Source organism: Methylomonas sp. TEB (genome assembly GCF_047777895.1).
GTDB lineage: Bacteria > Pseudomonadota > Gammaproteobacteria > Methylococcales > Methylomonadaceae > Methylomonas.
This window is the reverse complement of record NZ_CP180476.1, coordinates 1,827,349-1,839,937: the sequence shown is the minus strand read 5'-3', so window position 1 is coordinate 1,839,937 and position 12,589 is coordinate 1,827,349. Positions and strand designations below refer to the sequence as shown.

The window sequence follows — 12,589 nt, the reverse complement described above, 5'->3', positions numbered from 1 at the left end:
GACAGCGAGAAAAAGACTATGAGCAAACTGGTGATATACAACCACGGCAAGGACAGTATTCCCTGGGGCGAAAAACCTTTGGCACTGGCGGAGGTCGCCAAAGGCCAAGGATTTGAATTTATCAGCCCGGATTATCAAGCCAGCAACGATCCGGACTGGCGCGTGCAACAGCTATTAGCGCTGGATGTATCGGGATATGAAACGATAGTGCTGGTGGGCTCCAGCATGGGCGCTTATGTTTCGACCGTCGCGGCGGAAATCATTAAGCCGAAGGGTTTGTTTTTGATTGCGCCGGCATTTTATTTGCCAGGCTATGAGCGTACCGAGTTTAAGCCTAGCACCGCCAACATTGAGGTCTTTCACGGCTGGCAAGATGATGTGGTACCACCGGAGAACGCCTGGCGCTTCTGCCGAGAGCATCACGCGCGTCTGCATATATTGGACGCCGACCACCGCTTATTAAGCATATTGCCGATAATGGCGACTGCTTTCTCGCGATTTCTCGGCGATTGTGCCGCTTAACACCCAGGGAAAATCCAATGAGCGATTACAAAAAATACCATTGCCAGGAATGCGAACACATTTACGACGAAGCCAAGGGCGATCCGGATAGCAGCATTGCGCCCGGCACCCGCTGGGAGGACATCCCCGACGACTGGGATTGCCCGATTTGCGGCGCGCCGAAAAGTTTTTTCAAGTTACTGGAATATTGACCGCTCCGATCGGGCAATCTCAGTACATACCGTTACCGAGCAAAGCCCCGGCGGCGGCACCAATGCCAGCGGCTATCGGGTCGCCATTTCCGAGCTGATAGCCCATCGCACTACCAACCATCCCACCCAACAAGCCTTGCGGCGAACGCTGGTCGTAGCCGTAATAAGCCGGTGGCGGTGGTGGCGCGTAATACCGGGGAGCCGGCACATATTCAACGACCGGGGCGGGTTGATAATAAACCACTTCTTCCCGGTACATCGGCCGATAATGCCCGTGATGATGGTGGCCATGATGATGCCCCCAATGCTCATGGTCGGCCAACGCAGCCGACGACACCAATAAACCCAAAACGATGACTGTTGTTGTTTTTAACATCGCAAACCTCCTGTTAAACAATTATTTGCTTGCGATAAAGTTTGCCGTCCCTAGCTTAATTTTTGCTTATTGGCGATACAAACAGCAGCGCCGTTTTGGCGGCTATCAACGATTCTTTTGCTCCACCCGCTTCAACAGGCCAAATAAATCACTGTTGGTAGACAGCACTATAGTGGCGTCGCCGTCTATCACTTTGCGATAGGTTTCCATGCTCTTCAAGAACTTGTAAAACTCGGCGGACTCGGACTTTTGCCCATAGGCTTTGGCGTAAATTTCGGTGGCCTTGGCATCCGCTTCGCCTTGAATTTCTTGCACACGTTTGTAAGCGGTAGATTCGATTTCATTGAGATCCCGGTCCCGATTACCGTTAATTCTGGCTGCCTCGCCCTCGCCTTCCGAACGGAAACGCTGGGCAATTTGCAAGCGTTCGCTGATCATCCGTTGGTGGATGCGCTCCAACACTTGATGGTTGTAATTGATGCGTTTAAAGCGCACATCCAGCAGTTCGATACCAAATTCCGCCAATTTCGGCGCTGCGGCATCGAACACATCTTTTTCGATTGCTGCCCGGCCCACCCGAATCGGCCGCAGCACCCCTATGGTGCCTTCGCCGGTCAACGGCCCCAAACTTTCGTCTTGCAAGGGTTTGCGATCCTTATCCGAACGCACCACTTCGATCAATTCATGGCGGGCAATCGCCGTGCGGGTCTCGCTACCTAAAATATCTTCCAAACGCGATTGCGCGCTGCGCTCGTCGCGCAAGCGCAAGTAATATTGCATGGGCTGGGTAATGCGCCAGCGGGCGAAGGTATCGACCTGTACATAGGTTTTATCCTTGGTAGACATCTCCACCATCGGCCCATCCCAGGCCAGATAACGCTTATCAAAGCTGTTAATTTGCTGGGTAAACGGGATTTTGAAATGCAAGCCAGGATCGGTGATCGGCTCGCCGACCGGTTTACCAAACTGGGTGATGATGACTTGCTCGGTTTGATCGACAGTAAACACTGATTGCCACAGCAAAAAACCCGAAACTACAATTAACAGCCAGTTTCTTATCGATAAATTCATTTCACTACTCCCGCTGTCTGACCGGGAAACGGCAACATCGGCAATATTTGCTGCACCGAGTCATCGACAATAATTTGCTGGCTGGCTTGCGGTAACACCTCGCCCATGGTTTCCAGATAAATCCGCGCACGGGTCACGTCCGGCGCTTTTAGATATTGTTCCAATACCTGATTGAAAGCGGTGACATCCCCTTCCGCTTCGTTAATTCGTTTAAAACGATAACCTTCCGCCGCGCGAACTTTCTGGTCCGCTTCACCACGTGCACGCGGCACGGCTTTGTTATATTCGCCATTAGCCAAATTGATGACATTCTCTCTATCTTGCTGAGCACGATTCACTTCATTGAACGAGGGCTGTACCGGCTCGGGTGGATTCACATTTTTGAGCTGTACCTGGTTAATTGACACCCCCAATTGATAGCGCTCGGCTAAAAGGCGCGCACGTGCCAATACGGTTTCCTCTATTTCTTGCCGGCCGATGGTGATGATTTCATCGACAGTGCGATCACCAACCACTTCGCGCATCACGGCTTCGGAAATATCCCGCAAAGTCACACCGGGGTCGCGGACCACAAATAGATATTTTTCCGGATCGGTGATCCGATATTGCACGATCCACTCGACCAGCGCCGAGTTCAGATCGCCGGTTACCATAGATTTTTCCAACGCGGGCTCGTCACTGATTTGATCCGGGTTGGTGAAGCCTGCCGTGGCAAAGCCAAACTCCAGCTTCTGCTGACGCTGAGTCGGAACGGTGATGACGCTATCCACGCCAAATGGCAGTTTGGCATGCAAACCGGACGGAACTTTTTCGATGTATTCGCCAAAGCGCAACACAATCCCCTCTGACTCGGCGGGAATGGTATAAAACGACATGCTCGCGCCGACCAGCACCGTGATGAGAATCAGAACCGCCATGGGCGAAATCGGCAGCGAATCGGGCAGATTTTTAAAAAGGGGATTGTCGTCGTTCAAGGGCTGACTCCGTTAAGTCGGCGAAAAATCAAGATGCAAGGCATTGCCAGTCACCAGCACCGCCGAATTTAGTAAACAAGCATGGACCCGCTCCACCCTTTCGTCAATTTGTATGCTATTCAAATCGCTATGGTGGACTCGATAACACTTTGCCGCAAAAACAGATCAAATTGGTCACTGGGCATCGGCTTAGCGAATAAATAGCCTTGAATTTCCTGACAGCCCTGTTCGCGCAAAAACTCCCGTTGTTCAACCGTTTCCACACCTTCGGCTATGGTCCGCAAACCCAGGCTGGCGGCCAAACTAATCACCGCATTGACAATGGCTTTATCTTCCGAATCGGTACTGATGTCGCGCACAAAAGATTGGTCGATCTTTAATTTGTATACTTTAAATTTCTTCAGATAACTCAACGACGAATAACCGGTGCCAAAGTCATCGATAGACATGCGTACTCCGCGCTCATGCAATTTATTCATCACCGCTATAGCCGCTTCTGGATTCTGCATCGACACGCCTTCGGTCAATTCCAATTCTAAATATTCGGGCGGCAAGCCCTCCTCTTCCAAAATACGCGACACCATCTCCGGCAAGGCCGGATGGCTAAATTGAGCAGCCGAGAGATTGACCGCCATGATCAAAGGCCCCACCCCCTGATCAAGGCAGGTTTTCGCTTGCCGCACCGCCGTTTGCAATACCCACTCGCCGATAGGCAAAATCAGTCCGCTATCTTCCGCCACCGGGATGAATTCGGCCGGCGAAACCATGCCAAACTCGGGATGCCGCCAGCGCAACAAAGCTTCTGCACCGATAACTCGCCCGCTATGAATGTCCGCCTGCGGTTGATAATAAACATGCAGTTGTTGACGGTCCAAGGCATGGGATAGGGCATTAACCAGTTTTAGATTGCGCTGGGCGCGGGCTTGCATTTCCGGTGTAAAAAAACGGTAACCGTGCCGGCCATCGGTTTTGACTCGGTACATGGCCACATCGGCGCTTTTAGACAAACTTTCCAAGTCCTCGCCATCGTCCGGATACAAGGCTATGCCAATCGATGCGCTCATCGTCAAATCGAATTCCTCAATCCGGTAAGGTTCTGCTATCGCATCAAGAAGCTTCTGTGCGACATTCGCCGCCCCGCCGGCATCGGTGCCCGGCAACAAGAAAATAAATTCGTCGCCGCCCAAACGGGTCACGGTATCTTCTTCGCGTAACACGGCACAAAGCCGATTGGCTAACTCCACCAATAGCGCATCGCCGACGCTATGCCCCAAGGTATCGTTAATATTTTTGAAATGATCGAGATCAAGAAACATCAGAGCTAAGTGGCCGTTACTCCGTTTGGCCAAACTCAATGCATATTTCAAATGATCGTCCAATTGACTGCGATTCGGCAAGCCGGTGAGCGAATCGTAATTGGCCAAGTAATAAATGTGCTCCTCCGCCTGCTTACGTTCGATAGCTAAGGCGACGAAATGCGCCACCATTTCCAGCAAGCGCAATTCATGTTTGCTGGGAACGGCAGGGTGACGATGATAAATCGCAAAGGTACCCAGCACTTTTTTACCGGCGGAGAGTACCGGCTCCGACCAGCATGCCGCCAAACCGGCCCGTTCTGCCAGCGGCAAAAAAGGCTGCCAAAAGGGATGCTCGGCCAGATTTTCCGCAATCGTTCTTTGCCCGGTGTACGCGGTGTTGCCGCACGACCCCGCTCCGGCACCAATTTTTAGCCCATCGATCGCGTGATTGTAGAAATCCGGAAGACTAGGTGCCGCGCCTAGCCGTAAACATTGCTCATCATCCACGAGCAAAATCGAACAAACGCTACCAGCCAACATAATTTCCAGTTCGGTAACCGCATCATGCAAAATATCCGTCAACTGCAGGTTACCGTTGAGCCGTTCCAGCATAAACACCCGCAAACTTTCCATCTGCTGTGCTTGCTGGCGCTCGGCCTCACGCTCGAAGCCACCGATGGCATGATCGATGTCCATGGCCATTTCCAAAAGCAGATTGCGCGCGGCATCGTCAAACACATTGATTTGATCGCCGTACAGCATAAACGCCCCAGCCGGCTTGCCGTTTCGATGCAAGGGTAAGGCCGCGGAAGCCTGCCAATCGAATTTTGCCCCACGCGCATGCCAGGCTATGGTGGCGGGGTCGTGTTGAAAATCCTGACACCAATATGGCTTGTCCTCCCTGACTGCGGTACCGGTTGGTCCGCACCCGGTCGGCAGGTTCTCGTCTATTGATATTTCAATGCCATCCAGATACTCAATGCCGATGCCATAACAGGCAACCGGTTTGATAGTTTGGCTGTTTTGGTCAAGCATGCCGATCCAGGCCATTTTCATGCCGCCAAATATCACGGCGTCGCGGCAGATTTGCGGGAATAATTCGGCTTCGCTGGTACAGCGAACGATGGCTTGGTTACATTGACTTAGCGCGGCATACAATTGCGTCAATCGCAGATTTCTTGCCTCGGCAGTGCGGCGCGCGGCTTCAACGCTTGCCAAACTGGCCCGCGTTTCCGCCAGCCAGCCCAACACGCTGTTGCGCATGCCCTTGCTTACCGGAATATCGGCGGAAAAATCGCCGCTACCTAAACGCACGATCTGATCGTGCAATTCATCGACCGAGGCTCCCAATATTGCATGTAAAGTCCGATACGCCCGCCAAAGCGTCAATAGCAACATTACCCCGAACACCACAAACACCACCCGCAACCAAAAGGCAATACGCGCTCTGGCAACCACACTCTGTTGCGTGCGCAGGTCTATCAATTCGAAGGCGTCGATGATCGATTGCATGACTTTCGCTTTTGCTCGATGGTAAGTGGCATCGTGCAGCATGAGATTGGCTTGATGCCATTTGCCGTCGGGCATTCCCTGATTCGAATCAACCATGTCCATCGCCGTGCGCTCTATTTGGATAAGTGCCGCGGAATCTGCCGTGGCTTCGACCATTTTCGCCAGTTCCTGCTCGGAAAACCCGGCTTGCCGCATCAACTCCAGCAAGGCCACCGGCTGAGTGCTTGATTGCGGCGCCGGATGAGCATTCGCGATCACCAAGTCCCAATACATGTCGTGATAATTTTCGGGCCTCGGCAGTTTGCCGTCGCGAATGTCGATAATCTCTTGAAAATAGTGTTTATAAACCGGATCGCCGGTCGCGACATAACTGCGCGCCACATGCGAGAGATCGTTGGACGATTGCCTAAATTCATCGGCCAGCAAGTGTGACGCAAAGCGGATTTCGTTGGCGCGATCAATTTGCTTCTCGGCGCGCACGTAAACCGCGAATGCAATCACGAAAATCACAAACATGGCCAGATTCAGCCACAAAATTCGAGAAAACCGGGAAAAGTAATACGGTCGCGTCATTTTGCTTATTCCGTTATTCAACTCCAAAATAGACACTAGCCTGCCAAAAACTTAAAAACAACCGGCCAAAACCACGAGTAATATAAGTGAAATATAAGGTGAACCGTAACACTAAAGTTTTCCGGCTTTCGGTGCGGACGCCCGAACCATGGGGCTTATCTGTTGAAAATGGATGTCGGGCCTATCCAAACGAATCACTGCGATTACCTATTCACCATTGTGTAAGCGGCTTTTTGCGGCATACTGGCGATTATAATTAAACACAAAAACATTCGGTACTTCACCATCGTAAGCCCCTTAGGGGAGATCATGCATGCAAAAATCCACTCTTACATTCAGGCTCTTGGTCTTCATGCTGTTCGCCTTACCAACGTTTGCGATGACAGCAAACGCGACTCCGCTGCAAGTTGGCCAATCGGCACCGATATTTCAACTGCAAGCGCACGCTGGCGACCCAGTAAGTTTAGCCGCTCGGCGCGGGAAAGGTTGGACGGTCTTATATTTTTATCCCAAAGCCGGTACGCCCGGATGCACTGCGCAAGCTTGCGCTTTCCGCGACGCCATCGAACTGATCCGCAAACAAAATGCCGAGGTATACGGGATCAGTACAGATGACGTCCAGGACCTGTTGGCATTTCATCAGCAACACAAACTGACCTTCACCTTATTGTCTGACGCGGACGCCAAAGTCAGCGAAGCCTACGGCGTAAAAATGCCCATATTGAACATGGCCAAACGCTGGACCTTTATCGTCGATCCCGACTTAACCATACGCCGTATCGATGACGATGTAGACCCGGCCCTGGATGCCAAACGGGTCGCGGAAACGCTGAAGCAATTGCAGGCGAGCGGGAACTGATACAAAGCCAAGCGTATAAATAATCACCCAACCGGGAAACTCTTAGCGGGTTTGTAGTTCACAACCATCCTGCCAGCTTCAAACGCCAATACAAGGCCAAGCTGCACACCGCCACGCTGCCCACTACCAAGGGATAGCTATAGGCCCAATCCAGTTCCGGCATATGCCGGAAGTTCATGCCGTACCAACTAAATACCATAGTCGGTATCGCTAAAATCGCCCCCCAACCGGCCAAGCGTTTGACCACCTCGTTTTGCCGCACGGTCTCGAAAGTCAGATGCACCTGCATCGCCGCCAGCAACATCTCGCGCATACCGTGGATAGCCTGATCAACGCGCTTGATGTGATCGGCTATGTCGCGGAAATATACTCTGACATCCTTATGTATCAGGCCAACATGAAAGCGCATCAACTCGTTGCAAATGTCGATGACCGGATTAATCGCCCCTTCCAAAAGCAATAATTCGCGCTTTAGCTCGTATAAGTCTTCCATGGTTTGCCGGCTGGGCCGGTATTGAAATATCGCGGATTCCAGCACATCGAAGCGGTCCTGCAAGCCGGCAATTGCCACCATGTAATTATCGACGATGAAATCCATAATCGAATACAAGGCAAAACCCGGCCCCTTGCTGAGTTGGTGCGGCATGGCCTGACAACGCTCACGCACCTTGCTCAAACTCTGCGACGCGCCATGGCGCACGGTGACTACAAAGCGCGGCCCCATAAAAATGTGCGTCTCGCCGAATTCCACTTTTTTCTCGATCAATTCCGCCGTGTGCAACACGATAAACAAGGAATCGCCGTATTCCTCGATCTTCGGCCGCTGGTGCGCGGCACAAGCGTCTTCAATCGCCAGATCGTGCAAACCAAACTCCTGCTGAATTTTTCTCAATATCTCGGCATTCGCCTCGCGTAGACCCAACCAGATAAAGGTATCGTCTTTCAGCAACACTTCGCTGATGTCTTCGATGGTAACGTCACCGATGCCCAGGCCTTTTTGATAGGCCACGCAGCGCATCACCATGTTTTTATCGATAGTTTCGCTCAAAATGTCTCCTGTTTATTTGGAAATGGTGATTTCCGGCGCACCTTTGCGCGCCAAATCGGTCATGGTCATTTGAAAAATCTGGCATAACAATCTAAAACCTTCCCGATTCCATTGATAGCCGGTTTCCGGCTCTAAGGCATAATAATAATCGCCGAAGCGCACGCTAATCTCGGTTGCTGATGGCTCGTCTTCATCGACCAATAAAGCCATGGTGTGCACCGGGTTCTCGCTCACCGAAGGCGTGCGAGGATGCTTGTCAACGGGGTACTCCGGATCATCATTTATCGCTTGTCCGATAAAATTCAACACGTTGTGAAAGCTGCGCAAGCGAAATACACCGTGCAGCGGCCACTCGCCACCAGGATAGCCTGCTCGAATATCGACGCTGACATCGTTCTCGGCGCCTTGATCGGCTTCTTCATGCAAACGCAAACGCTCTTCGTTGCTCAATGTTACGGGATCGTAATTGGTCAATAGGATTCGTCCGGTCACCCGCTTAGTTAAGGTCAGTTGCTTTTGGTCTGCGCTAAACTCAACTTTATAGTCTTTTTGCAAAGCAGCCAATTGCTCGGCGTTTAGCGATTCGGCAGGCAGACTCCAGCTGCGATTGAATATCAACGGTTCCACAAACAACTTATGGCTATCCTGAATGGACGACAAATGCAGCACAGCTTGGCGGAACAGCCTATAACCGTCACCATCCATGGGTTTGTTCAAGTACACGCCAGCCTGCTCGCCGCCGTTTAGCCGCAGCTCGCCAGCAAGCAGACGCAGCACCAAATCCACGTCCACGCCTTGCCGCAACAACATGGTCAGCTTGCTTTCCTGAAACGGTGTCAACAAGCGCCGGGTAAACTCTTCGCCTTCGATGGGTACGATACTGATCGTCGGATTTTCCGACATCGTCCCGCCAAATACCGGTGTCATCACCGAACCGACTTCACCGGTAAAAGCCGGCGTGGCGCCGGCATTGAATTGAAAATTAAACGTAGCGGCGATGTTCGAAACACCCGTGAAATGCATGGGTTGGTGCTGATGGGCCCGGCCGATGTTCAGCAACAACTGTTTCGACAAAATATCGGTGGCAACCTTGTCGTATTCGACAACTGCCCTGTCCAGCGCCAGCGGCGAAAAGCAGCCTTGCAAAGCACATAAAGCCAACACAGTCGTGTATCTGACGGCGAAAGGCGCGAGAGAATAGCAGCAATTCAAGCTCATCTTTTCTGTCCAAACCAAAAATGAGAGAGTGTGCCTGCTACGCCATCCAAAACGCAAGTAAGCTGATGGACACACCGCGACGCATACCGGAAATACTCCGAGTCGTTTTAAACTGCCGAACCTAATTCTGCTGATCGGATTACGAGCATGAAAATTCACCATCTAAGCCCCGAAGAAGCTCTGGACAGTTTAGGCTCCAGCATGGACGGCTTGGCCGATGCCGCCATTGAAGGCCGTTTACATGAATTTGGCTTCAACCGTATCGAGGAATCGAAAAAGACCTCGGCGTTGCTACTGTTTGCCCAAGAGTTTCTGCACTTTTTTGCCTTAATTTTATGGTTGGCAGCCGGCTTGGCGTTTTTCGCGGAATCCCGGCAACCCGGCGAGGGCATGGCCACTTTGGGCTATGCGGTGCTGGGCGTCATCGCGATCAACGGCTGTTTCTCATTCTGGCAACGGCATCAAGCCGAGCAGGCAATCGCCGCCTTACAAAAGCTGTTACCGCATCAAGTCAAAGTGATCCGCGACGGCGAGCTAAGCTTGGTGTTCGCCGACGAGTTGGTGCCGGGCGACCTGCTGGTATTGCAGGAAGGCGATAACGTGCCGGCCGATTGCCGGCTGCTGGAAGCATTTAATTTGCGGGTAAACAACGCCACCATCACCGGCGAGTCACTCCCCAAGGGCCGCGATGCGCAAGTGTCGGATGTCGAGGACATCAGCCAAAGCCGCAACATTCTGCTCGCCGGTACCTCGGTGGTAGCCGGCGAAGGCAAGGCACTGGTGTTTGCCACCGGCATGCATACCGAGTTCGGCAAGATTGCTCACACCCTAAAAACCACGATCAAAGGCCAATCGCCGCTGCAATTGCAAATCCGCCGCCTCAGCCGTTTTGTGGCTTTGCTGGCCCTGCTGTTGGGTGTGGTGTTTTTCTTTATCGGGCAAATCATCGGCCTTACGTTTTGGGAAAATTTCATGTTCGCAATCGGCATCATCGTCGCCAATGTCCCGGAAGGTCTGCTGCCCACCGTGACGCTGTCGCTGGCGATGGCTACCCAGCGCATGGCCAAGCGTAATGCCTTGATCCGTAACCTGCCCTCGGTGGAAACCTTGGGTTCGACCACGGTGATCTGCACCGACAAAACCGGTACGCTGACTCAAAACCGCATGGCGGTTAAGCAGCTGTTTCTGGACAATCAATATTGGCAACCCGAGCAATTGGGCAGCGATAGCCTGCAACATCACACCGCCTTTTTAGCCAACGCAGCTTTGTGCCATAGCCTGAAACACGTGGAAGGCAAAGGTTTGCTGGGCGACCCGATGGAAGTGGCGTTGGTGTCCATGACACATGAACAAGGCATGCGCATCGATTACCCGAAAATCGGCGAAGTGCCCTTCGATACCGACCGCAAACGCCTGTCGACTATTCACAATACACCACAAGGCAAAATGTTGTTTTGCAAAGGTGCGCTGGAAATGGTGCTGCCGCTGTGCCGGCACATTGTGATGCACGGTAACGTAGAACCTCTCGGTGACGCTGGTCGTCAACAGCTGGTAAACGCTCTAAAAACCCTGGCAGACCAAGGATTGCGCGTGCTGGCGTTTGCCTATCGGCCCCTATCGGACCCATTCGAAGCCGAGCCGGAACAAGCTTTGATCTTCAGCGGCCTGGTGGGCTTGGAAGATCCGCCGCGGCCGGAAGTCGCGGATGCCATCGCGCAATGCCATATCGCCGGCATTAAAGTCATCATGATTACCGGCGACCATCCGCATACCGCCGTGGCGATTGCCCGGCAAATCGATTTGGTCAAAACCGAAAATCCCAAGGTGATTACCGGCGATAAACTGAAAAAACTCACGTCCAGCCAGTTGCAGGTGGCCTTGGATGCGCCGGAGATTATTTTCGCCAGGGTCGGCGCCGACCAGAAAATGCTGATCGTGGATGCCTTGCAGCGCAAGAAACATGTGGTCGCGGTGACAGGTGACGGCGTCAACGACGCACCGGCCTTGAAGAAAGCCGACATCGGCATTGCGATGGGCAAGGCCGGTACCGATGTCGCCAAGGAAGCGGCCGATATGATTTTGCTGGACGACAACTTTGCCAGCATCGTTGCCGCCATTGAGGAAGGCCGCGCGGTGTTCGACAATATCCGCAAATTCCTGACCTATATCCTCAGCTCCAACATCCCGGAACTGATCCCTTATCTAGCCTTTGTGTTGTGCAAAATTCCGCTGCCATTGACCATCATCCAGATTTTGGCGGTTGACTTGGGCACCGACATGCTGCCGGCTTTGGGCTTGGGCGTGGAAAAACCGGATGCATCCGCCATGAACAAACCGCCGCGCTCTTACAAGGAAACGCTGATCGACTGGCGCTTGCTGGCCAGGGCTTACGGCTTCCTAGGTCTGCTGGAAGCACTCGCGGCAATGGCTGCATTCTTTTTTGTGTTGCATCGCGGCGGCTGGGATTATGGCGAGATATTGTCCAGCCATCACCCGCTCTACCTGCAAGCCACTACCGCCTGCCTGACCGCAATCATCATGATGCAGATCGCGAATGTGTTTATCTGCAAACAGCGGCAACGCGGCCTGTTGGCCACATCATTTACGGATAATAAGCTGATCCTGTCCGGCATCGCTCTAGAAATTGCGTTGATTCTGACGATTGTCTACACGCCCTGGGGCAACGCGCTGTTCGGCACCGCGCCGATAGACATCAAAGTTTGGCTGTTTACCTTGCCGTTTGCGCTCGGCATGCTGCTGCTGGAAGAATTCAGAAAATGGTTGGTGCGGCGCTTCGCGCTTTTTCCTGTCCTGGTAAAACCGCTGAAACTGCGTAAGCGCTTACTGAGTCGCCACTAAGCAATCACGCCCACTAGGCTACCCATCCTTCCGCCTAAGCAGCGGCAGCGCGCCGATAAAACAGCGGAAAAGCGATAGGCGATTGCGG

The 12,589-nt window shown here is 52.7% G+C and carries 10 protein-coding genes; 4 read left to right on the top strand and 6 right to left on the bottom strand.

From position 1 onward, the window contains the following. Positions 1-18: 18 nt before the first annotated feature. The gene (locus ACMXD4_RS08305; protein WP_415880453.1) at positions 19-522 is read left to right on the top strand and encodes a YqiA/YcfP family alpha/beta fold hydrolase; all 504 of its coding nucleotides are present in this window, start codon (positions 19-21) and stop codon (positions 520-522) included. A gap of 17 nt (positions 523-539) precedes the next feature. Then, positions 540-713, top strand: a complete 174-nt coding sequence (locus ACMXD4_RS08300; protein ID WP_415880452.1) for a rubredoxin — start codon at positions 540-542, stop codon at positions 711-713. Positions 714-732: 19 nt separating this feature from the next. Here the strand turns inward: ACMXD4_RS08300 and ACMXD4_RS08295 are convergent, their stop codons facing one another. From ACMXD4_RS08295 to ACMXD4_RS08280, 4 genes are all read right to left on the bottom strand, one after another. After that, positions 733-1,089 (bottom strand): hypothetical protein, encoded by a 357-nt coding sequence (locus ACMXD4_RS08295; RefSeq protein WP_033155310.1) that lies wholly within the window; start codon positions 1,087-1,089, stop codon positions 733-735. Between the two features lie 105 nt (positions 1,090-1,194). Then, positions 1,195-2,160, bottom strand: a complete 966-nt coding sequence (hflC, locus tag ACMXD4_RS08290) for a protease modulator HflC (protein ID WP_319963169.1) — start codon at positions 2,158-2,160, stop codon at positions 1,195-1,197. Next, complete coding sequence (hflK, locus tag ACMXD4_RS08285) at positions 2,157-3,134, bottom strand: FtsH protease activity modulator HflK (protein ID WP_415880451.1); 978 nt, start codon at positions 3,132-3,134, stop codon at positions 2,157-2,159. Before hflK ends, hflC begins: the two co-directional genes overlap by 4 nt. A 119-nt stretch (positions 3,135-3,253) precedes the next feature. Then, positions 3,254-6,517, bottom strand: coding sequence for an EAL domain-containing protein (locus ACMXD4_RS08280; RefSeq protein WP_415880450.1), 3,264 nt, complete (start codon positions 6,515-6,517; stop codon positions 3,254-3,256). A gap of 313 nt (positions 6,518-6,830) precedes the next feature. Here ACMXD4_RS08280 and ACMXD4_RS08275 point away from each other — a divergent pair, with 313 nt between their 5' ends. Further along, positions 6,831-7,376, top strand: a complete 546-nt coding sequence (locus ACMXD4_RS08275; RefSeq protein ID WP_415880449.1) for a peroxiredoxin — start codon at positions 6,831-6,833, stop codon at positions 7,374-7,376. Between the two features lie 58 nt (positions 7,377-7,434). Here ACMXD4_RS08275 and corA read toward each other — a convergent pair whose 3' ends face one another. After that, positions 7,435-8,400 carry a magnesium/cobalt transporter CorA gene (gene corA, locus ACMXD4_RS08270; RefSeq protein ID WP_415880823.1) on the bottom strand — a complete coding sequence of 322 codons (966 nt, stop codon included), beginning with the start codon at positions 8,398-8,400 and terminating at the stop codon, positions 7,435-7,437. A 36-nt stretch (positions 8,401-8,436) separates the two neighbouring features. After that, positions 8,437-9,642: a hypothetical protein gene (locus ACMXD4_RS08265; protein ID WP_415880448.1), complete on the bottom strand. Its 1,206-nt coding sequence runs from the start codon at positions 9,640-9,642 to the stop codon at positions 8,437-8,439. A gap of 147 nt (positions 9,643-9,789) precedes the next feature. Here ACMXD4_RS08265 and ACMXD4_RS08260 point away from each other — a divergent pair, with 147 nt between their 5' ends. Continuing rightward, a complete protein-coding gene (locus tag ACMXD4_RS08260) occupies positions 9,790-12,501 on the top strand; it encodes a cation-translocating P-type ATPase (protein ID WP_415880447.1) in 2,712 nt (903 codons plus the stop codon). Positions 12,502-12,589: the final 88 nt, after the last annotated feature.